Here is a 20,548-nt window from a genome sequence, read left to right as displayed (position 1 = left end):
TGAACTGGGGATGCATTCCGACCAAGGCCCTGCTGCGCAGCGCCGAAGTCTATCACCTGATGCACCGGGCCAAGGATTTCGGCCTGTCGACGCAGGGGATCGGCTATGATCTGGATGCTGTCGTGGCGCGCTCGCGCGGGGTGGCCAAGCAGCTGTCCGGCGGCATCGGACACCTGTTCAAGAAGAACAAGGTCACAACCATCATGGGTACAGCCAAGCTGGCCGGCAAAGGCAAGGTGACCGTCACGACCGACAAGGGCACCGAGGAGCTTACTGCCAAGTCGATCATCCTGGCGACGGGTGCACGGGCACGCGAACAGCCGGGGCTGGAGCCGGATGGCAAGCTGGTCTGGAATTACAAGCACGCGCTGAAGCCGCCGCATATGCCGAAAAAGCTGCTGGTGATCGGCTCGGGTGCGATCGGGATCGAGTTTGCCAGCTTCTTCAACACGATGGGTGCCGATACGACCGTGGTCGAGGTGATGGACCGCGTTTTGCCGGTCGAAGACGCCGAGATCAGCGCGTTTGCCAAGAAGCAGTTCGTCAAGCAGGGCATGACGATCATGGAAAAGGCCACCGTCAAGAAGCTGGACCGCAAGGGCGATATCGTCACCGCCCATATCGAAACGGGCGGCAAGACTGAAACGCGGGAATTCGACACGGTCATCTCGGCCGTGGGGATCGTCGGCAATGTCGAAGGGCTGGGCCTGGAAGAAGCCGGGATCAAGGTTGACCGGACACATGTGGTAACCGACGAATATTGCCGCACCGGGGTCGAGGGCGTTTATGCGATCGGCGATCTGGCCGGGGCGCCTTGGCTTGCGCACAAGGCCAGCCATGAGGGCGTGATGGTGGCGGAACTGGCCGCGGGTCAGCATCCCCATGCGGTCAAGCCGGGCAGCATTGCGGGCTGCACCTACTGCTATCCCCAGGTGGCCAGCGTCGGGATGACCGAAGCGCGCGCCAAGGAAGAGGGTTACGAGGTCAAGGTGGGCCGCTTCCCCTTCGTCGGAAACGGCAAGGCAATCGCCCTAGGCGAACCCGAAGGCATGATTAAGACGGTTTTCGACGCCAAGACCGGCGAGTTGCTGGGTGCACATATGGTGGGCGCCGAGGTGACCGAACTGATTCAGGGCTATGTCATCGGGCGCCAGCTGGAGACGACCGAGCAGGACCTGATGGAAACCGTCTTCCCGCATCCGACCCTGTCCGAGATGATGCACGAGTCCGTTCTGGACGCTTATGGGCGCGCGATCCATTTCTGATTGCCGCCATTGACGGCACTGGTTGACAGGGGGCCTTGCGCCCCCTGTTTCCGTTCTTGCGCCTTCTTTGACCTCAGTTGGCTGGCGTCAGTGTCGTAATGCCAGTGGCCGCGGCGCGGGCCAGCTCCGGGTCCAGCGACATGCCGATATATTCGCCGCGCCGCCACAGGCCGGCCAAGTCGTCGTAATGCCGCGACAGCGGATGGCCGGATTGGCCGGTCGAGATGATGAAAACCGAACTGTCAGGATCAGCCAGATCATAAACGCCCCGGAAACCTGCGCCGCCGACAGCCTCGAAAGGCGATGCGCTGCTGGCCAGAAGACCGCTGCGGGCTACCGTGAACTCTCCGCCCGAAATGGACTGCGTGATGTTCATGACCCAGCCAAGCGAAGACAGGTTTCCTAGGCCGGGATGCAGGTGACGGGCCTGGTGCAGGTCGCCCCATCGCCAGCTGGTCACATCGGGGCCGAAGCGGTCCGACAGGTCGAGGATCGCGCGATCCAGGGCCTGACGCGCCATGGTCGGGCAGTCCTCGGTCGCTGCGCTCTGGATGATGTTGCACCAGCGCGAAGCGCCGTTCCTGTTGCGAAACACGGCCTCGAGGAAGCCGGGCTGCAAGCGCGTGATGTCGTCGGCCATGGGGCCCAGTTCGTCACGGATCAGGCGGTCCTGCAGGGCGGACATCCAGGCCACATAGATCACCGGCTCGGGCAGATGCTCGCTCATCGCGCCGTCCCATTCTGCCAGCAGCGACAGGGCATCCTGGCGGGCCCGCTCAGGCGTGCCGGGGGCGGCCGGATCGCCTGCAAACCAAAGGTTCGCCCCCACCAGCGGCAGCAGCGCCCGGGCGGCCGGGCTGACGATGTCCAGCTGTGCCGCGACAAAGCTGTCCCGGGAATGCACCTCGCGGTCGCGTAACAGGCGCTCCAGCCGCGAGCGGCGCATGTTGTCGCCCAACGGCTCCTCGGTCGCCAGGGACATGCCGTCCTTGGCCGGTTCAGGCGAACCCGCCAGCGATGTTGCGCCCTGCCATGCGCTTTCGGTCTGCCAGCCGGGGCTGGGCATGGCGCCACCGGTCGGATGGTTGTCGCCGCGGCGGGGAAGGGCGCCCGCACGCAGATGGGTGACGCGCGTTTCTTCGGCCAGCGTCACGGCCAGGGCTGGCGCCACGACACCCGACAAGGCGCGCGCGGCGGTCTCGGATGTGCGAGCCTGCATGAGGTCCATCAACGCCGTCATGGTCGTGTCCTGACGGGACGATCCCGTCCAGCGGAGTGCGGCGACATGGCCGATGGGCGTGATATCCCGAAGGCCGGGATCAAGATTGGGGATGATTGGCCCGTTCAGCGTGTCCCGCAGGGTCAGGGTCTGGTCGGGCGCATCCAGCACGCGGATCACCTCGGTCCGGGTCTGGAAACTGGTCCAGCCCTGAGGTCCGCGATAGCGGTCCGGATTGCCGGGCTGGACCTCTTCGATGGCGATGTCGGCGTCATCGATGTCTGTCGGCACGATGGCCCAGGACAGGCCCGGCGCCCGTCCCGAAAGAACCAGGGGCATTCCCGGAATGGTGGCGCCGATGACACCGCCGCCCTGCAGCTCCAGCCGCGCAAGATAATAAAGCGAAGGGACCGTCAACTTGACATGCAGGTCATTGGCCAGAAGCGACGCATCGGCCGCGGTGCGCTGCGGGGCGGCGCCAAAGGCATTGCCGCCCAAGGCCAGGCCCGGACGGAGGAAACTGAGCGGATCCCGTTCCTGGTTCGTGTCCCGCGTCCGTTCAGGCAAACCAAGCCGCGCGCCCGGAAACAGCGAAGCATAGGGCGGCAGGGTGGCAGGAACATCCGGGCGCATCACGATCTGGGGGCCATGCTCAGGCCAGGCCAGCGACAACCGTGCCCGCAGGATCTCGTCGGCGGCGGCATCCGTGCTGCTGGCGGCCAGCAGCTTCAGGATCGCCAGCGAATCGGCTGGCTGCCAATAGGCGATGACATCGGGAAACAGGAAAAATTCAGGCGCCCCGCGCCCCATTGCGCCCTCGTTGACGATGCGGATCCACTGGTTCACCCCGGAGGCATAGGCCGTCAAGGCCTCGCGCGTTGCCGGGCTCTGCACCTCAAGTGACGCCTGGGCATTCCGATAAAGGCCGAGCCGGCGCGCCAGGTCGTCGGCGGGCAGGGCGCGGGGACCATGCGCCTCGGCCAGACGTCCCTGTGCCGCGCGACGCAGCATGGTCATCTGGAACAGTCGATCCTGGGCATGCGCCAGCCCCAGGGCAAAGAACACGTCCTTGTCCGACTGGCCGAAGATATGAGGCACATTTTCGGTCGAGCGCACGATCTCGACCGGGGCGGTGATATCGGGGACGCGATAGGTGGCGTTGTAATCGGGCAACGAGCGGACAGCGAAATACCAGACCAGGACCGCCGAAAGGACGGCCAGGACAATCAGACCGACAGTCAGCCGCAGAAGCCAGCGAAACATGGTCAGCATGTGGGGCGGGTTCCTTGGGCGGTTCTGGCGCGGCACGGGTTGACCCGCCCGCGCGTGGGTGGTGGTGTGCTGCATATGACAGGCGCGCGGCCATTTCAACGCGCCCGCGCCCCCTGATGGATGAGGCAAGAATGACGAGAGCGGCATTTCTGGGGCTTGGCGTGATGGGTTTTCCGATGGCGGGCCATCTGGCGGGGGCGGGGCATCGGGTGACGGTGTACAACCGTTCACCCGCCAAGGCCGAGGCATGGGTGGCGCGTCACGGGGGCGTCAGCGCTTCCACCCCGCACGAGGCGGTGGCGGGCGCGGATTTCGTCATGACCTGCGTCGGCAATGACGACGACCTGCGGCAGGTCTGCTTGGGACCGGATGGTGCCTTTGCCGGCATGGCGCAGGGGGCGGTCTTCGTGGATCACACCACGGTTTCAGCCGAGGTGACGCGGGAGTTGGCCGGCGCTGCGCAGGACAAGGGCATCGGTTATGTGGATGCGCCCGTGTCGGGAGGGCAGGCCGGGGCCGAGAATGGGCAGTTGTCGGTGATGTGCGGCGGCTCGGCTGCGGATTATGATCGTGCAGCACCGGTCATTGACGCGTATGCCCGGATCTGCCGCCGGATGGGCGAGGTGGGGGCCGGCCAGATGACCAAGATGTGCAACCAGATTGCCATTGCGGGTCTGGTGCAGGCATTGTCCGAGTCGCTGTCCTTCGCGATGAAGGCGGGCCTCGATCCGGAAAAGGTAGTCGAGGTGATCAGTCAGGGCGCCGCCGGCAGTTGGCAGATGGTCAACCGTCACAAGACAATGGCCGAGGGACAGTTCGAACACGGCTTTGCCGTCGACTGGATGCGCAAGGATCTGGCGATCTGCCTGTCTGCCGGAGACGAGATCGGGGCGTCGCTGCCGGTGACGGCGCTGATCGACCAGTTCTACAAGGACGTTCAGCAGATGGGCGGCGGACGGTGGGACACATCCTCGCTGATCGCGCGGCTGACGCGTTGAAGCCGGTGATCCATCGCGCGGTCTGCAGCGGGCCGTCGGCAGGTTGGTTCCGTGATAAATTCGCCTCAAACGGATGGACCGGATCATGGTCAGGCGGCGTTTACGACTGGCATCATTTCCACCTGAAGACGCATGAGGTGCTGGGGTGCCATTCGGGCCAAGCCGTTCTGCGACTTGGCGGCGAGAATGGCCAGGACGTGCCCCTCGCGGCAGGCGACGTGGTGGTGATTCCGGCAGGCCTTGCGCATCGCTGCCTGTCTGCCGCAAGCGATTTTGCGGTTCTGGGTGCGTATCCGGACGGAGCCGTGCCGGACATTCAGGCGGGCGAGGGGGTGCCTTGTCCGCTGCCGAAATGGAGGCGCGACCCGGTTACCGGCGAAGTCTCCTGAACCGAGGAAAGGAGGGCCCGGGATGGCAGAGCGAAGCCTGAACGGCCAGATCGAATTCGACATCACGGGTGTCAGCGAAAGCGAAGCCGAGGGCGAGATGACGGTGACCGACGGGATCCTGAACCCGTTCGGGACCATTCATGCGGGCGCGCTGGTCTGGTTCGCCGACGTGATCGCGACAAATCTCGTTCTGGGGGGAGAGCAGGTGCAGGAAGGCATGGACAGCTTTCCGGTGGCCGTGACGCTCAATGCGCAGTTGCTGCGGAACTGCCGCGAAGGACAGCTGGTCGCGCGGGCTCGCTGGATCAAGCGGGGGCGCCGCATCTCGACCGTGAGGACCGAAGTGCGCGACGCCGAGGGCTTGTTGCTGCTGGACTTGACCTCGACCCATGTCAGCGCGCGCTGACATGGGTCGAGGCGCGGTTACTCAGGGTTCCCGTCTGGTGACTGCATCCATGACGAACAGCCGCAGGGCAGTGGCCAGACCGACGGCGGGCGGGCGGGCGTGATCGATCCGCCCGATCAGGACGGCGCGCGTCATGCCCCGTTTGGACGCCTCGGCGGCCAGCGCCTTCCAGAACGGATCTTCCAGCGATACCGAAGTGCGGTGCCCGTCGATGGTCACCGATCGCTTGATCGGCGCCGTCATGGGCGGCAGGTCAATCTCGGGATCGTTCGTCATCGGCCCGGTGCCCTTCATGCTGGCGGGCGGCGCGCTCGGCTTCGGCCTGCCTGACTTCGCGCAGCGACTTGACCTCGCCGTGGCGGGCGGCATTGGCATCACCCGCCGCACGGCGCTGGGCGCGCTCGCGCTGCTTGCGCGCCTGGCGCAGGTTCACGATGCTGGTCATGACGGGTGCTCCTGAAAAAAGGGGCCGTGATCCGCAGTCTAGCGCATTACGGCCCCAATCGGTCAAGCCAAAGGGATCAGCCTTTCGGGCTGATCATGTCCTCGGGACGCACCACGCGGTCAAAGGTCTCGCCATCGACAAAGCCCAGGGCGATCGCCTCTTCGCGCAAGGTGGTGCCGTTCTTGTGCGCGGTCTTGGCGACCTTTGTGGCGTTATCGTAGCCGATGGTGGGTGCCAGCGCGGTGACCAGCATCAACGATTCCTTCATCAGCTTTTCGATCCGCGCCGTGTTGGCCTGCGTGCCGACCACCATGTTGTCGGTAAAGCTGGAGGCCGCGTCGCCCAGAAGCTGCATAGACTGCAACACGTTGTAGGACATCATCGGGTTGTAGACGTTCAACTCGAAATGGCCCTGCGATCCGGCAAAGCCCACGGCGGCGTCATTGCCCATGACATGCGCGCAGACCATGGTCAGCGCCTCGGCCTGGGTCGGGTTCACCTTGCCCGGCATGATCGACGAGCCGGGCTCGTTTTCCGGCAGGATCAGTTCGCCCAGGCCCGAACGGGGACCCGAACCCAGAAGGCGCATGTCGTTGGCGATCTTGAACAGCGATCCCGCCACCGTCTTCAGCGCCCCGGAGAACATGACCATCGCATCATGGGCGGCCAGCGCCTCGAACTTGTTGGGCGCGGTGACAAAGGGCAGGTCGGTGATCTTGGCGATCTCCGCCGCAATGGCCGTGTCCCAACCCTTTTTCGTGTTCAGCCCGGTGCCGACGGCCGTGCCGCCCTGCGCCAGCTCGTAGATGTCGGGCAGGCAGGCCTTCACGCGCTCGATTCCCTTGCGGACCTGATGGGCATAGCCGCCGAACTCCTGACCCAAGGTCAGGGGCGTCGCATCCTGCGTGTGGGTGCGGCCGATCTTGATGATGTCCTTGAACTCGTCCGACTTGGCCTCCAGCGCGGCGGCCAGCTTTTCCAGCCCCGGCAGCAGCACGTCGCGCGCCTGCATCGCGATGCCGACATGCATGGCGGTCGGGAAGGTGTCGTTCGAGGACTGGCCCATGTTGCAATGGTCGTTGGGGTGAACGGGCTTCTTGCTGCCCAACTCTCCGCCCATGATCTCGATCGCGCGGTTCGAGATCACCTCATTGGCGTTCATGTTCGACTGCGTGCCCGAGCCGGTCTGCCAGACGACCAGCGGGAAGTTGTCATCGAACCTGCCCTGAAAGACTTCGGTCGCGGCCTGCTCCATCGCATCGGCCAGATCTGCAGGCAGGTCGCCCGAGGCGCGGTTGACGCGTGCGGCGGCCAGCTTGATGGCGCCAAGCGCACGGATGATCGGCACGGGCTGGCGTTCCCATCCAATGGGAAAGTTCATGATCGAACGCTGCGTCTGCGCCCCCCAATATCTGGAGGCATCAACCTCCAGCGGGCCGAAGCTGTCGGTTTCGGTGCGGGTGTTGGTCATCGAGTCGCTCCCTCACGGTTTCGTGGAGGGTTTAGCGGCAGGCAGGACAAGAAGCAATTCGCATGCAACGGCATACTGAACGCCTATGCATCCAGTGCGTGGATAGCCGCCTCGATTCTGGGTGTCAGCGTTTCCGGCAGGGGCAGGATGGGCCGGGGCGGCTGCGCCTCGGTCAGCGCCATGATGCGGGCAGACGCATGAATGACACGCAGGCTGCCATGGGCCTGAAACAGCTCCCACAGCGGCTGGAAACGGGCCTGCCAGCGCGCGGTTTCGCCCCGATCACCAGCCTGTGCCGCGCAGGCCAGTGTGAGCGTTTGTTCAGGCCACAATCCCGCCGCCACGCTGAACCAGCTGTCGGCCCGATTGAGCAGCGCAGCGGGGCAGCCCCAGTCGCCGCTGTAGCCGATCACGAAACCCTCCGGCAGATCGGCACGCAGGCGCGCGATCTCGGTAGCATAATCACCATCGGCAGGCAGGGGCATCTTGACGGCAGTCACGTTGGCAAGGGCCGCCAGACGCGCCAGGAGAGCGGGGGAGAAGGTGAAATGCGTGGTCGAAGGATTGTTGTAGATGCAGATCGGTAGATCCGAGGCGTCGGCGACCGTCCTGAAATGCTGAACGACCTCGTCATCGGTCAAGGGAGTATAGGACATGGGCGCCAGCAGCAGCCCCGCGGCGCCTGCATCCGCCGCATGTCTTGCCAAGGCTGCTGACACATCGCTGCGCAAGGCGCCCACGCCCACCAGGACCGGAAGCTTGCGACCGGCCGTGTCCAGCGCCGTTTCCAAGGCCGCGCGGCGCTGGTCAGCATCCAGATAGGCATATCCGCCCGTCGAGCCCAGCACGCAGATGCTGTCGACCTCGGCTCGGACCAGACGGAGGATGAGGCGGCGCAGGTCGGCAGGGAGAAGGTGGCCTTCGGCATCGGTGGGCGTGATCGGAAAGGCCCACAGGCCCCGCATCACGGACATCCGCTATTTCCGCCAGCGGTCGAGCCGCACAACCTCTCCGCCGCCCGTAGGGGGCGTCTCATCGCCGTCATCCTCGGCGTCCAGCTCATACTCGGCATCCTCGTCCTCGTCCTCATCGTCGTCGCTGTCCTGGGTCTCGAACCGCAGGCCGAATTCGGCAGAAGGATCGACAAAGGTACGCAAGGCGTCGAACGGGATCTTCAGGGGTTCGGGCGAGTCGCCAAAGTTCAGCGTGATGGTGAAATGATCATCCGCAATCGTCAGGTTGTCGAACCAGTGCTGGATGACGATGGTCATCTCCTCAGGATAGCGGTCGCGAAGCCAGGCCGCCATTTCGACACCGTCATCGCGCGTGTCGAAGGTGATGAAAAAATGATGTTCTCCCGGGAGGCCTTCTTTGGCCACCTTGCGCAGCACCTCGGCGATCAGGCCCTGCAGCGCGCGACGCATCATCTCACCGTATTCAAGTCCAGACCGCGCCATGCCGTTCCCTTTCCTGTCTTGCGCCCAAGCATAGGGAGTTGACCGCGGATGAAAAGGGGGGCCACACGAGGATTCCGTCTTGCGACAGGAACAGCCTTGCGGCCCGAAACCACGCCCAGCCACTGAATCCTGAGCGATCCCATCTGGGACAGGTGAAGGATCGATCGAAGAGGGAACGGTTCCTTGCAGCCGCCTGGGCCTTGGTCCGGGCATGGCTGCTTCTGCCGCCCTGCCCGGGCCAAGGATCCAGGATATGGCATCACCGTGATCGGTCAGGTCAGACCCCAGAGATCGACCATTCCGCCTTTTTCTGGCGGGGTGGCGCGATTGGCAAGTCGGCCGACCTGTGACTGCAGTCCCAGGTCGCCGGCTGCCGTTCCGGGATTGCAAAGCCATTGCGGATCGACCTGCCGGGCCAGCGCGGACAGGAAGTGCGCCAGCCCCTCTGCCTCCTGCCGGAGGAGGTCGGCTTGCTGAATGTCCGGCAGCGCGTCCGGGCTGTGGCTTTCAAGAGCCGCGCCCAGATCCCGGTCCAGATCCTTCAGTCCCTTTGTCAGCCTCCGCGCTTCTGCAGCAGCATTGTCCAAAATCTGCCGCAAGGGCTGGGGGCCTCCACCCGAACGGGAATGATGTGGCAGGCGCACCGTCATTGCAGCTTGCCGGTCACGGATTCGATGCAGCGCAGAAGGGCCTCCTTGGTGAAGGGCTTGGCGATGAAGTTGTTCATGCCTGCTCGCTGACCGCGTTCGATCATTTCGCGATTGGCGGTGCCGGTGATCAGGATGAAGCCGATGCGCTGGGTGCTGGGGTTCTGGCGCAGCGCTTCCAGCAGCGACAAGCCGTCCATTCCGGGCATGTTGTAATCCGAAATCACCAGATGCACAGGCGCCGCGGCAAGGCGGCGGAACGCGGCCTGACCATCCGCCTCGTACTGGACATTGACCAGCCCTGCCCAGTCCAGTGCCTGTTCGATCAGCGACCGGCTGATGGTCATGTCATCCACGACCATCACGTGAAGATTCGATTTGAGTGCCATGGTTTCTCTCTTACAGTGGGTTGGCGGATAGGGGCGACGCGTTGCGTCGGTAATGGGTCGTGCCGGCAACCTGAAAGTAATCTGCTGCTGGACCGTCCAGACGTTCGGAATGGCCGATGAACAGCGACCCGCCGGGCGCAAGTGCGCCCGCGAAACGCAACCACAGGCGCTGACGGGCCGGTGCATCAAAGTAGATTGCGGCATTGCGGCAGAAGATGACGTCGAACTTGCCCGTGAAGGGCCAGTCGTGGTGCAGGTTCAATTCCGCAAAGCGCATGATCCGCATCAGCTCGGGCCGCGCAACGACCCCGTCATCCTGCGGCTTGAAATGTTTCTTGGCCATGGCTGGATCGACAGGCTTCATGGCCTCGGTGGAGAACCGACCCGCCTCCGCCTTGGTGACCATTTCCGGATCGATATCCGTCGCCAGGATCAGTACATCATGCTGCGGCGCATCCGGGAAAGTATCCAGAAGCGTGACAGCCATCGAGTAGGGCTCTTCGCCGGAGGAGCACGCGGCCGACCACAGGCGCAGCTTTCGGCCCTTGCGGACATCGGCGATCATCGGGGGCAGAACCTCGGCAGCCAGCGACTTGAAATGGTGACCTTCGCGGAAGAAGGCCGTGACATTGGTCGTGATCGCCGACAGCAAGTGCCGCCTTTCGGCAGGACCCTGATCACTCTCCAGTCGATTGCAGTAAGCTCCGTAATCCGGGAGTGACAAGGCCCGGAGGCGCTTGTTCAACCGCGCCATCAGAAGGCTGCGCTTGGCGTCGGAAAGGATAATGCCGCTGTCCTCGTAAACCATGCCCGCCAGCTTGCGGAACTGGACGTCGTTCAGGCTGGGACCGTCTGGACCGGAATGCAGGTTCACACCTCGCCTCCATGCACATGAGGCAGCAGCTGGGCCAGATCGATCTTGCGAAGGATGCGCCCGTCCTCCAGCGTGATCATGCCGGTGATGAACTCTTTGGCCGGGTTCGAAGCGATATCAGGCACTCCCTGGATGTGGTCGTCATTGATCGTCAGGATGTCAGAAACAAGATCTGCCAGCAGACCGACCACGCGGCCTTCATGCATGGCGATGATGACGACATGCCGCTGCGAAGGCCTTGCCGCGCCAAAACCAAGGCGCGCGGACAGGTCGACGACCGTGACCACCGAACCGCGCAGGTTGATCACACCCTTCACGTAATCCGGCGCATGAGGAAGCATGGTCGTCGGCGTCCAGCCCCTGATCTCGCGCACCAGCCCGATGTCAATGCAGAAATCCTGGTCTGCCAGCTTGAAGGCGACGACGTCGCTTTTACCGACCGAGTTGTATGAGATTGATTGCAGCATGCGTCACCCGTTCGAAGCCATGGCAGCCATCAGGCGGCCCTGGTCGTTTGACAAAGACAGAATGATTTCCTCGGGATCGATGATCAGCGCTATCTTTCCATCCCCGAGGATCGTGGCGGCGGAAACACCCGGAACGCGGCCATAGTTCTGCTCCAGGCTCTTGATGACAACCTGACGCTGGTCAAAGATCGTGTCGACCCGGAATGCCGCACGCTTGCGACTGTCGGTTTCGACAACTATCAGCACGCCCGTTTCCTGAGACTGGGGATGAGGGATCCCGAATGTTGCGCAAAGGTCGATGATCGGGATCAGGTCTCCCCGGTTGGCCAGCACCTGCGAGCCTTGGCCGATGCTGTGCATCGTCGATCGGTCGGGCTGCAGTGTTTCCTGCACTGCCGTGATGGGCAGCACCATGGTCTGATCGCCCAGTTGAATCAGCATTCCTTCAAGCACCGCAAGAGTCAGCGGCAGCACGATCGAGAAGGTCGTGCCTGCTCCTTCGGTCGACTGGATCATTACACGACCACCCAGAGCCATGATCTCGCGCCGCACCACGTCAAGGCCAACCCCACGTCCCGACAGAGCAGACACTTCCTGCTTGGATGAGAAGCCCGGCAGGAACAGCAGTTGGTCGATCTCGGAGGGTGACAGGCTGCTGCCCGGCGCAATCAGGCCGCGCTCTTCGGCGATCTGACGCACCCTTGGACGATTGATCCCGCCGCCGTCGTCCGAAACCTCGATCTGAACACGGCCCGAACGATGCGCGGCCGACAAGGTGATGACGCCTTCCTGCGGCTTTCCCTGACGCTGGCGCGTGACGCTGTCCTCGAGCCCGTGATCGACCGAGTTGCGGATCATGTGGGTCAGGGGCTCCACAAGACGCTCGATCATGGTCTTGTCGACTTCGGTCTGTTCGCCGATCGTGACCAGGCGCACGGGCTTGCCCGTGGCGTCCGCGGCTTCGCGCAGGATCCGGTGCATGCGCTGGAACACCAGCTTCAGGGGCTGGGCCCGGATGGCCATGACGCTTTCCTGAATGTCGCCCGCCAGTTGGCGAATTGCGTCAAGACCTGCAACGACATCAGGGGATTCCTGCAGGCCGGCCGTCTGGATCACCTGCGACAGCATGGCCTCCTTGATGACCAGCTCGCCGATCATGTTCATCAGCCGATCGACCCGATCCAGGCCGACACGGATCGTCGGCGCATTTTGCGCGGGATCGGCGGCCTGAGCCGGCCGAGGAACAGCAGGCGTTTGATCCTGGGTCATGGTCAGGGAGGGCGGGGGCACGGGCAGCACCTCCTCTGCGGGCGGAGCGTCTGGGAGTTCTGGGGGCGGCGCTTCTTCCGCGTTCAATGAGGTGATAGACAGAACGCAACAATCCTCGACGAATTCGAAGACCGGCATGACATCAGCCTCGGTTGCGTCCTGCAGGGTGATATCCCAAGCCAGCAAAGGCTCGTCGGCGTTCCAATCCTCAAGAAGGGGAACCCGCTCCTCGCAAAGCTGGACGGTGGCTTCACCCAGCTTTCGCAGGCCCGCCAGCAGGGCAAGCGGATCGTTACCCGACCGATAAAGATCAAAGGTTGGCGCCATCCGAACATGCACCCCTGAAGGCATCGGTGCCAAGGGGGCCATCTCGAAATCGAGCGTCAGCGGAGTGAACTCGAACGTCGTGTCGGCCGGGCCGTCGTCGTCGATCAACGCGTCCAGTTCGGCCAACAGGGCCCCGACCTGCGCTTCATCAGGATCAGCTGTGGCGCGTGCGGCAGAGACGAGGTCGGCCAGGCAGTCAGAGCACCGGTGCAGCAGCGCCATCAAAAGCGCCGACGTGTCCATGCGGTCGGATCGAACAAGGTCCAGCAGCGTCTCGAAGCGGTGCGCGAAAGTGACAAGTGTTGTCAGCGCGAACGCTGCAGCGCCTCCCTTGATCGAGTGTACGGCACGAAAAACGCCGTGAATGATCTCCTTGTCGAAGCTGGGCTGCTCCATCTGGCGCAGACCATTGGCCAAGCCTTCCAGAAGTTCGTCGCATTCGACGAAGAACATCTCCTTGAATTCGTCAAGCTCGGCCATGTCAGAGTCCCAATACCTTGTTGATCACGCCAACCAGGCGCTCATCCTCGAATGGCTTCACGATCCATCCTGTTGCTCCGGCATTGCGCGCCCTTGCCTTGAGTTCAGGACCGCTTTCGGTGGTCAGGACGAGAATCGGCACCTCTGCATAGGCTCCGGTCGCACGGACATTCTCGATCAGCTCGAACCCGTTCATGCGCGGCATGTTGATGTCGGTGATGATCAGGTTCGGATCAGCCTCGCTCAGCGCACCGACGCCCTCGACCCCGTCCGAGGCCACAAATACCTCGAACCCGGCATTCCGCAGGGCTTTCGACACCAAGGCGCGGATGGTTGGCGAATCGTCGACTGCGAGGATCCGGACACTCATTCCTTTACTCCTGTTTGGAGAGAGTCGAGCGACGTCCCGATATCCCCGAGCGTGTCGAGAAATGACTGCGATGCGTCCTTGATCGACAGCGCCTTGCCGTCAACCTGCCACTGCTTGCGTGCAGCGATCAGCAGTTCGACGCCGATCGCGCCCAGTCGCTGCACGCCAGAGGCATCAAGGACGGCGTCCGTCCCGCGATGGTCGAGCAGGCTTCGTGAAAACGTTGCCGCAGCCTTCCGGTCGAAGGTTTCGGGCAGGGGCAGGGCATGCATCTTTTTCACCTTATGTTAGCATCGGCGCCCCCTTTCGCTAGCAGCTAACCCTTAAGGAATCGTTCTTTGAAAACTTCAACTTTGACTGAACCAACCCTGCGAGAGGAAAGAACTTTTTAAGTTTTATCGACCAACTTCAGGAAACCCTTACCGGAGTTTCCCCGTGTCGAATTCGATCCTGCTGATCGCCGACCCCAACACGCTGCGGCGTACTGCAGCACTGCGACGCTGCAAGCAGCAGCTCGGTGTCACTGTTCTTGGTGCCGCAACCTTGGGTGAAGCCTATGTCCTGATTGAATCGCATCTTCCCTCACGCGTCGCCGTCGCAGCCGAGATTGCGGACATGCGGGAGTTCGAAACCGTTTCCGACATGCTGTCGATGATCAACTCGGATATCATCGTGTATGGTCGGAACCGCCGTCCCGATCCTGATGCAGCTGCGCATGACAGAATGATCGAGCAGATGGCCACTGCTCTGTTGCGCGGGCTTTCTCCGGGTCGAACAACACCCCGACCGGCGTCTGCGCCTGTCATGCCAGTGCCTGCCACGTCATTGTCGGGACCCCTTGATCCGCCTGCCGGGTTGATCGTCATCGGTGCCTCGACTGGCGGCATCACGGCCTTGGAAACCGTGTTGGCCTGCTTGCCGGCCGATTGTCCGCCGTGCTTGGTGGTCCAGCACATCCGTCCCGGTTTCGCGGAAGGACTGGTCAGGCGTCTGGACCAGATGCTTGCGCCCCGGGTCGTGGCGGCCGAGGATGGTGCGCTGCTGCGAAGGGGGACGATCTATCTCGCCGTGGAGACGGAGCGTCACTTGGGCGTGATCTGTCGCGGAGGCCTGCGCCTTCGCGTCCATGCGGCCCCTGCCGTTTCCGGACATCGACCCTCTGTCGATGCGCTGTTCCTTGATGCCGCTGCCATTGCCGACAGGCTGGACGTTCGTGCTGCCCTGCTGACTGGAATGGGTGCCGACGGGGCAGAAGGGATGTGCGCCTTACGACAGGCAGGCGCACTGACCATCGCCCAAGATCGCGACAGCTCGGTCGTGTGGGGAATGCCGCGCGTAGCGATCGAAATGGGGGGCGCCGATGTGGTGTTGCCGCTGGGCCGCATCGGACCATGTCTGATCAGCCAGGAAACAGCCCGGCTGAGAAAGGCGCCATGATGGAGGATGCTGCAAGCCGTGTCATCCATGTCGTGCAGGGCGAACATGCCATACACGATGATCCCTCCGTCATGATCACGACCGTGCTGGGTTCTTGTGTATCTGCCTGCATCTTTGATCCCTTGCGCGGGATCGGCGGGATGAACCATTTCCTTTTGCCGGATTCGGGACCGGGCGGGGCCGATATCCGTTATGCCGCAGCGGCCATGGAGGTGCTTGTCAACGGGCTGATGCGCCGCGGTGTCGGACGCGGTCAGCTTCGGGCCAAGCTGTTCGGGGGAGCTAGGATGATGGCGGGCCTGCCGGACATCGGGCAGCGCAACGCCGATGCGGCCCGACGTTTTCTGCAAGACGAAGGTATCCCGCTGATTGCCAGCGATCTTTGCGGCACGCAAGCTAGGCGTGTCCGGTTCTGGCCAGCCACGGGGCGGGTCCAGTTGCAGTTGCTTGGCGATGCAAGGGTGGCGGTGCGAGAACAGCCGATGCGGCCCCCCGGTGGCGACGTCGAGTTGTTTTAGCAACATTTTAGGGGCCTGCTTCACGCGTGTGTAAATTCGAGCGATGAAGAACAGCGCCCCGCTGGCGAAGGGTACCTATCCCATGGACAGGCAAGCGTTTTGACGGTCCGACCAATCAGAACTGCTGCCCCACCGCAACCGGGCCGACCGCTGACAATCCGATTGAAGAGCTGACACAAAACTCGGCGGGTTCGGTCCCGCATGCAAGAAAGCGAGACCATGGGTACTGCTGAAAAGCCTGCCTCCCCGCAAGAAGAAGCCCGATTTCAGGAAGCCGCTGCAACTGGCTTGATCCTGTGCGGGATCTTGGGTTTGTCGGCGCAAGAAGGCCTTGGGGTCTCATTGGTCCTTCAGGGTTTCATTGTCCTGATCGGTCTGCTGTGTTGCTGGAAGGCTCCGGTCCGTGTCGCCTTTGTCGGGCTGCCGATTGTCATGGCATTGACGGTTTCACTGGCAACGTTGCCGGCAACAGGCCTCAGAACCAGCATTGACCCGGGTGTACTCTGGTTGCTGGGCTTGGTTGCAATCGCGCTGCTTCGCACACCGCATGCGGTGAGTGTCTATGCGGGTGCGGGAACATTGCTTCAGATGGTCCTGCTGGTAAAGATTGGACCACCTGCGGGCGGGATTGCTGCATTCTGGGCAGGGTTGGTTGTGTTCCTTGGTACCGCCGGTTGTCTTGTGCATCTGTTCGCAACCGTGCGCGCCACAGAGGCTTCTGCCCAAGCGCAGATTTCGGCAGCTCAGGCGGAAGCAAGCACAACAAAAGACCGTTGCATTGCGCAGGTCGAGGAGATGGAGCGGCTGAATTCTTCCAACCGTCAAAAGACCATGCAACAGGAAAGCGTTCTCCAGGAACTGCATGCGGGTTTGGCCCGTGCTGCCAATGGTAACCTCAAGCAGCTGATCGAAGATCCTTTCCCTGCCGAGCACGATGAGCTTCGCCAAGCCTACAATCAGCTTGTGCAACATCTGGACGACTTGGTGCGGCGCATCGACCATATCTCGGGCACGGTGCGCATCGACTCGGCGCAGATCGAACGGACCGCTCGGGAACTCGCCCAGAGTGCAGAGCAGCAGGATGCCATGCTGGATACTGGCACTGCCGCACTGGAGCACGTCATAGCTCTTACGGGCAATGCCCGGTCCGGGGCGTCCACCGCAGAAGATGTCTGCCAACAAAATGAAGAACGCGCCAATGCCGGTGGCGAAGTCGTTGCCCAAGCAATCAATGCCATGCATCTGATCGAGCAGGGTTCGACACAGATTACCCGGATCATCGGCGTGATCGAGGATATCGGCTTTCAGACCAACCTCCTGGCGCTCAATGCGGGTGTCGAGGCCGCGCGTGCGGGCGAGGCAGGACGAGGTTTTGCGGTCGTAGCGGCCGAAGTGCGTGGCCTTGCCGAGCGCGCGTCGGGCTCGGCGCGCGAAATCCGGCGGCTGATATCCGAATCCTCGTCCCAGGTCAGCGAGGGAACGTCTCTTGTGCAACGGACCGGGACATCATTGGGCAACATCGTCGCGCACGCCGGTCAGATCAGAGGATTGGTGAATACCATTGCTACGCTGTCCCGCGATCAGGTCCAGGCACTTGGGGAGGTCAAGGCTGCTCTGGGGAACGTCGGGCAGTTGAACCGTCAGACCGTGACGATTGCCGTCGAAACGACCTCGTTCGCAAACAGTATTGCCCGGCAGACGGATGAGTTGGCGGCAACGCTCGCTGCTTTTCTCGTTTCGTCCCGGCAAGGACCGCAGGGTAGCCAAGACCTCGATCTGGACCGGACATTCCTGCCCGAAGAAGCATGGCGCAGCCCCCTTGCAGGCACCGCATCACCCTCTGGACGCGCCTCCTGAAAAGAACTGGTTGCCTGTTATGGCCCCCTTGTACATGGCCCCTTATCGGGAACTGGAGCAGATTGTCATGTTAAAGAACACGCGAATTTCCGTGCAGGTGGCGGCAGGTTTCGGGCTTATCCTGTTTCTTCTGATAGCTTTCGCCGGCTTTACCTGGTTTCAGCTCAGCCGCCTCAAGGTTGTCAGTCAGGATGCCGAACAGGCGGCCGTCATGGCCTTGATCACTGCCGACATCACCCGTGGTATTTCCGAGGCTGAGAGGTCCTTGGTCCTGTTCATGCAGGAGGCATCTTCGACTGCCGCAGCAAAAATCGTGCAAAAAATGACGAGCGTCAGGGATCTGGCGGCAAAGGCAACAGAAATGGGCAGTACAGACGCAGCCGAACTCGTTGCCCTCGAGGACAAGCACATGAGGGAGGCGCGAGATTTCACCGGGCACTATCTTGCCAGAAGCGCCGAAGCGCAACGCATCCAAGTCATTGCCATCGAGCAGCGCCGCAACCTTCAGCGACTTCAGGAGATGTTCGAAACCCAGGGGGCGCAATCGCCTGCCTATAACGCCCTCGCTGCCTCCAACTCGTTTCTGGTCACACGCGCGCGCATCGATCGGTTCATAACGGGTGGCGACGTGAATGAATTCGACACGGCCATCCAGCCCTTTGAGGAGACAAAGGCTCATCTCGCGAGTCTGAGGCAACTGCCCGCGAGCCAGGATGCGCAGGCCTTGCTGACTGTTATACAGCAAGAGGTTGCAGGATACTGGGCATCCGCCAAAGCGCTTCGCGATGCGGAACCGGCAGTTCAGTCAAATCTTGCGCTGATGAAGGCGACGACTGATGATGTTCTGGCAGTGACTGCTGCCATTCGGCAGGACGCGCAGGGCAGGCAACAGTCGCTGCAGACCTACGCTTCGGATATCATGGCCAACACGGAAGCGTCGTTGCTTTCAGGTGTAGGAGGCACGATCCTTCTTGGTGCGATTGTCGGTGGTCTGCTGTCATACGGTCTGGCGCAGCGGCTGATGCGCACCGTCCGTCAGACGACCAAGCTGGCAGAAGGCGATCTGGATGTCGTGATCACGGACGCTGAGGGACGGAACGAACTGGCTCAGCTTGGGAGAGCTCTGATTGTCTTCAAAGACAACGCCATCGAGCGACGGCAGTCGGCCGCGGATGCCAAACGCGTGGAAGCGGAAACCGCGGCGCGCCGTGAGGCGGAACTGCACCAGCAGGCACGCGTGGTTCGGGATATCGGCGACGGACTGGCGTGTCTGGCAAAAGGGAACCTGACAGAACTGATCCCCAACCCGGCAAGCAACCCGTTTCCCTTAGAGTACGAAGAGTTGCGCAAGTCTTACAACGATGTCGTTGAGGCTTTGATAGGAAACATCTCGCGCACCAGCCAGATCTCGGATCAGGTCAATGGCGGCGCTCAGGAGATCACGGCTGCAGCACAGGATCTCTCAAGCCGCGCCGAAACACAGGCGGCAACACTTGAGCAATCTGCGGCCGCATTGAACCAGATGAATGAAAGCGTCCGTTCAACAGCGGAGCGTGCAAAGCTGGCCGAGCACGCAAGTCATCAGAACCGAGAAATTGCTGAAAGCAGCGCGGTTGTTGTTCAGGATGCTGTCACGGCAATGCGGAGGATCGAAAAATCCTCTGATCAGGTGACACGCATCATTGCCGTCATTGACGACATCGCGTTCCAGACGAACCTTCTGGCTCTGAACGCTGGCGTGGAGGCCGCACGGGCAGGCGAAGCTGGCCAAGGGTTCGCAGTGGTGGCTTCCGAGGTGCGTGGGCTGGCGCAGAGGGCTTCAGACTCTGCGCGCGAGATCAAGACATTGATTTCGGAAAGTGCTGCGCAGGTAAAGGCAGGTTCGGTACTGGTTCGCCAGACGGGCGAAAGCTTGCAGGTGATCGTTGGTAAGGCACAGGAGATTTCCGAACAGATTTCGTCCATCGCCTTGGCCGCCAATGAGCAGACAATAGGACTTGCCGAAATCAATGCCGGCGTCAATCAGCTTGATCAGGTCACTCAGCAAAATGCTGCGGTTGCTGAACAAACCAGTGCAGCCGCGTTTTCACTGCAGCAGCGGGCCCAGGATTTGACGCGAGAGTTTGCAGGCTTCAGCCTGCCAAACTCCCCAAGTTATCAGGAGCATCGTTCGGTCTCTGGTAAGGCGCCACAAAGCGCGGCCACTCCGTTAAGGGTCGTGGGCAGTCGCGGGCAACCCTCGAAAAGGCAGTTGCTAGAGTTCTGATCGACCTATTTCCAAGCGACATTTAGTTTAACTTCCTGCTCCCTAGTCTATCAATGTGCTTTATTAAGTGACAAAAAGTCGGGCTGCACCCATGCAGATGTCGTACGGCAAATTGGCTAAAGCCAGCCGTGCAACAGGCATCACGTTAAATTGGGTAGGCGCATCAGAATTCTGTCCGCTTTATTCTTGGGATGGCGCAGCTCTCCCGGGGCATGACCTTTATCCGGTAGTTTGCTATTTCAATGTGCATCTCGGGGAGGAGGCTCATATCAGCTGTAGCAAGGACCAAAGGCAAAGGATGGCGCGGCAACTGTCATTAGTCACAGATTGCGATCAGGCAAATACCTGAAAAGACCATACGCTTTCCCGCCTCCATATGAAGGGATGAGCACGATGGAGTGCTGTTTTGCGTCGCGGAACTGGCAAGCGATCCGATCATTAAGCCTCCGCGACCGTGGCGTCGGATGCGCGGCTCCTGTCTCCGTTATGAGGCTGCCGATGCGGTGCATGTCCTTCGGAACCCTGATGCAGAACCGTGCCCGAAACTCCGCATCGTGCCAGCCAGCTGCGTCAACAGACGAGCCTGAAAGACAGCAGGTGTTGTTGATGCCGTGCCGCCTGCTGCCCTTCGATCCTGACCGCTTCAGGAATAGCCCTGTGATCTTCTGCCGGTTTTGTGGACACGAAGACAAGATCGTGGCCCATGATCTGGAGAGTGGATGTGA

The 20,548-nt window shown here is 62.0% G+C and carries 21 protein-coding genes; 8 read left to right on the top strand and 13 right to left on the bottom strand.

Annotation, left to right across the window (positions count from 1 at the left end; all coding sequences use genetic code 11):
- The coding region (lpdA, locus tag ACLHHB_RS14415; RefSeq protein WP_410218978.1) for a dihydrolipoyl dehydrogenase at nt 1-1,265 on the top strand (1,265 nt) is incomplete at its 5' end.
- A gap of 73 nt (nt 1,266-1,338) precedes the next feature.
- Here the strand turns inward: lpdA and ACLHHB_RS14410 are convergent.
- Nucleotides 1,339-3,756, bottom strand: a complete 2,418-nt coding sequence (locus ACLHHB_RS14410) for a penicillin acylase family protein (protein ID WP_410218977.1) — start codon at nt 3,754-3,756, stop codon at nt 1,339-1,341.
- Nucleotides 3,757-3,848: 92 nt separating this feature from the next.
- Here ACLHHB_RS14410 and ACLHHB_RS14405 point away from each other — a divergent pair, with 92 nt between their 5' ends.
- Genes ACLHHB_RS14405 through ACLHHB_RS14395 form a run of 3 tightly spaced genes read left to right on the top strand, consistent with a single transcriptional unit; the run spans nt 3,849 to nt 5,549 of the window.
- Nucleotides 3,849-4,754 (top strand): NAD(P)-dependent oxidoreductase, encoded by a 906-nt coding sequence (locus ACLHHB_RS14405; RefSeq protein ID WP_410218979.1) that lies wholly within the window; start codon nt 3,849-3,851, stop codon nt 4,752-4,754.
- Nucleotides 4,715-5,143, top strand: a complete 429-nt coding sequence (locus ACLHHB_RS14400; protein ID WP_410218976.1) for a cupin domain-containing protein — start codon at nt 4,715-4,717, stop codon at nt 5,141-5,143. Before ACLHHB_RS14405 ends, ACLHHB_RS14400 begins: the two co-directional genes overlap by 40 nt.
- 22 nt (nt 5,144-5,165) lie before the next feature.
- Nucleotides 5,166-5,549, top strand: coding sequence for a PaaI family thioesterase (locus ACLHHB_RS14395; protein WP_410218975.1), 384 nt, complete (start codon nt 5,166-5,168; stop codon nt 5,547-5,549).
- 21 nt (nt 5,550-5,570) lie between these two features.
- Here the strand turns inward: ACLHHB_RS14395 and ACLHHB_RS14390 are convergent, their stop codons facing one another.
- From ACLHHB_RS14390 to ACLHHB_RS14335, 12 genes are all read right to left on the bottom strand, one after another.
- Nucleotides 5,571-5,825, bottom strand: coding sequence for a ribbon-helix-helix domain-containing protein (locus tag ACLHHB_RS14390; protein WP_410218974.1), 255 nt, complete (start codon nt 5,823-5,825; stop codon nt 5,571-5,573).
- Nucleotides 5,803-5,994 carry a DUF4169 family protein gene (locus tag ACLHHB_RS14385; RefSeq protein ID WP_410218973.1) on the bottom strand — a complete coding sequence of 64 codons (192 nt, stop codon included), beginning with the start codon at nt 5,992-5,994 and terminating at the stop codon, nt 5,803-5,805. Before ACLHHB_RS14385 ends, ACLHHB_RS14390 begins: the two co-directional genes overlap by 23 nt.
- Nucleotides 5,995-6,070: 76 nt before the next feature.
- Entirely contained in the window at nt 6,071-7,465 is a 1,395-nt protein-coding gene (fumC, locus tag ACLHHB_RS14380) for a class II fumarate hydratase (protein ID WP_410218972.1), read from the bottom strand.
- Nucleotides 7,466-7,548: 83 nt separating this feature from the next.
- Nucleotides 7,549-8,430: a dihydrodipicolinate synthase family protein gene (locus ACLHHB_RS14375; RefSeq protein WP_410218971.1), complete on the bottom strand. Its 882-nt coding sequence runs from the start codon at nt 8,428-8,430 to the stop codon at nt 7,549-7,551.
- Between the two features lie 12 nt (nt 8,431-8,442).
- Nucleotides 8,443-8,922, bottom strand: a complete 480-nt coding sequence (locus ACLHHB_RS14370; protein WP_410218970.1) for an SspB family protein — start codon at nt 8,920-8,922, stop codon at nt 8,443-8,445.
- A 272-nt stretch (nt 8,923-9,194) separates the two neighbouring features.
- Entirely contained in the window at nt 9,195-9,521 is a 327-nt protein-coding gene (locus ACLHHB_RS14365) for a hypothetical protein (protein ID WP_410218969.1), read from the bottom strand.
- Nucleotides 9,522-9,568: 47 nt separating this feature from the next.
- On the bottom strand, nt 9,569-9,958 hold the full coding sequence (locus ACLHHB_RS14360) for a response regulator (protein WP_410218968.1): 390 nt from the start codon (nt 9,956-9,958) through the stop codon (nt 9,569-9,571).
- A 10-nt stretch (nt 9,959-9,968) separates the two neighbouring features.
- A complete protein-coding gene (locus ACLHHB_RS14355) occupies nt 9,969-10,832 on the bottom strand; it encodes a CheR family methyltransferase (protein WP_410218967.1) in 864 nt (287 codons plus the stop codon).
- Nucleotides 10,829-11,299: a chemotaxis protein CheW gene (locus tag ACLHHB_RS14350; RefSeq protein ID WP_410218966.1), complete on the bottom strand. Its 471-nt coding sequence runs from the start codon at nt 11,297-11,299 to the stop codon at nt 10,829-10,831. The genes ACLHHB_RS14355 and ACLHHB_RS14350 overlap by 4 nt, the downstream gene beginning before the upstream one ends.
- Nucleotides 11,300-11,302: 3 nt before the next feature.
- Complete coding sequence (locus tag ACLHHB_RS14345; RefSeq protein ID WP_410218965.1) at nt 11,303-13,375, bottom strand: chemotaxis protein CheA; 2,073 nt, start codon at nt 13,373-13,375, stop codon at nt 11,303-11,305.
- Between the two features lies 1 nt (nt 13,376).
- Entirely contained in the window at nt 13,377-13,745 is a 369-nt protein-coding gene (locus ACLHHB_RS14340) for a response regulator (protein WP_410218964.1), read from the bottom strand.
- A complete protein-coding gene (locus ACLHHB_RS14335) occupies nt 13,742-14,017 on the bottom strand; it encodes an STAS domain-containing protein (protein ID WP_410218963.1) in 276 nt (91 codons plus the stop codon). Before ACLHHB_RS14335 ends, ACLHHB_RS14340 begins: the two co-directional genes overlap by 4 nt.
- Before the next feature lie 163 nt (nt 14,018-14,180).
- On the opposite strand from ACLHHB_RS14335, the gene ACLHHB_RS14330 reads away from it, so the two are divergent.
- The 4 genes from ACLHHB_RS14330 to ACLHHB_RS14315 all read left to right on the top strand — a co-directional run bounded on the left by ACLHHB_RS14330 (nt 14,181) and on the right by ACLHHB_RS14315 (nt 19,823).
- Complete coding sequence (locus ACLHHB_RS14330) at nt 14,181-15,182, top strand: CheB methylesterase domain-containing protein (protein ID WP_410218962.1); 1,002 nt, start codon at nt 14,181-14,183, stop codon at nt 15,180-15,182.
- Entirely contained in the window at nt 15,182-15,700 is a 519-nt protein-coding gene (locus ACLHHB_RS14325; RefSeq protein ID WP_410218961.1) for a chemotaxis protein CheD, read from the top strand. Before ACLHHB_RS14330 ends, ACLHHB_RS14325 begins: the two co-directional genes overlap by 1 nt.
- Before the next feature lie 219 nt (nt 15,701-15,919).
- A complete protein-coding gene (locus ACLHHB_RS14320) occupies nt 15,920-17,557 on the top strand; it encodes a methyl-accepting chemotaxis protein (RefSeq protein ID WP_410218960.1) in 1,638 nt (545 codons plus the stop codon).
- A 34-nt stretch (nt 17,558-17,591) separates the two neighbouring features.
- Nucleotides 17,592-19,823 (top strand): methyl-accepting chemotaxis protein, encoded by a 2,232-nt coding sequence (locus tag ACLHHB_RS14315; protein WP_410218959.1) that lies wholly within the window; start codon nt 17,592-17,594, stop codon nt 19,821-19,823.
- Nucleotides 19,824-20,548 lie beyond the last annotated feature (725 nt).

It is taken from the genome of Paracoccus sp. (in: a-proteobacteria) (genome assembly GCF_046462195.1).
Taxonomy (GTDB): domain Bacteria; phylum Pseudomonadota; class Alphaproteobacteria; order Rhodobacterales; family Rhodobacteraceae; genus Paracoccus.
The sequence above is the reverse complement of the archived record's forward strand: the minus strand, read 5'-3'. Positions and strand labels throughout refer to the sequence as shown.

Coding starts and splice junctions, on each gene's coding strand:
- ACLHHB_RS14350 (WP_410218966.1), bottom strand. CDS start 11,299: ATGCTGCAATCAATCTCATACAACTCGGTCGGTAAAAGCGACGTCGTC.
- ACLHHB_RS14375 (WP_410218971.1), bottom strand. CDS start 8,430: ATGCGGGGCCTGTGGGCCTTTCCGATCACGCCCACCGATGCCGAAGGC.
- ACLHHB_RS14390 (WP_410218974.1), bottom strand. CDS start 5,825: ATGACGAACGATCCCGAGATTGACCTGCCGCCCATGACGGCGCCGATC.
- ACLHHB_RS14335 (WP_410218963.1), bottom strand. CDS start 14,017: ATGCATGCCCTGCCCCTGCCCGAAACCTTCGACCGGAAGGCTGCGGCA.
- ACLHHB_RS14345 (WP_410218965.1), bottom strand. CDS start 13,375: ATGGCCGAGCTTGACGAATTCAAGGAGATGTTCTTCGTCGAATGCGAC.
- fumC (WP_410218972.1), bottom strand. CDS start 7,465: ATGACCAACACCCGCACCGAAACCGACAGCTTCGGCCCGCTGGAGGTT.
- ACLHHB_RS14315 (WP_410218959.1), top strand. CDS start 17,592: ATGGCCCCTTATCGGGAACTGGAGCAGATTGTCATGTTAAAGAACACG.
- ACLHHB_RS14360 (WP_410218968.1), bottom strand. CDS start 9,958: ATGGCACTCAAATCGAATCTTCACGTGATGGTCGTGGATGACATGACC.
- ACLHHB_RS14395 (WP_410218975.1), top strand. CDS start 5,166: ATGGCAGAGCGAAGCCTGAACGGCCAGATCGAATTCGACATCACGGGT.
- ACLHHB_RS14370 (WP_410218970.1), bottom strand. CDS start 8,922: ATGGCGCGGTCTGGACTTGAATACGGTGAGATGATGCGTCGCGCGCTG.
- ACLHHB_RS14340 (WP_410218964.1), bottom strand. CDS start 13,745: ATGAGTGTCCGGATCCTCGCAGTCGACGATTCGCCAACCATCCGCGCC.
- ACLHHB_RS14325 (WP_410218961.1), top strand. CDS start 15,182: ATGGAGGATGCTGCAAGCCGTGTCATCCATGTCGTGCAGGGCGAACAT.
- ACLHHB_RS14410 (WP_410218977.1), bottom strand. CDS start 3,756: ATGCTGACCATGTTTCGCTGGCTTCTGCGGCTGACTGTCGGTCTGATT.
- ACLHHB_RS14320 (WP_410218960.1), top strand. CDS start 15,920: ATGGGTACTGCTGAAAAGCCTGCCTCCCCGCAAGAAGAAGCCCGATTT.
- ACLHHB_RS14385 (WP_410218973.1), bottom strand. CDS start 5,994: ATGACCAGCATCGTGAACCTGCGCCAGGCGCGCAAGCAGCGCGAGCGC.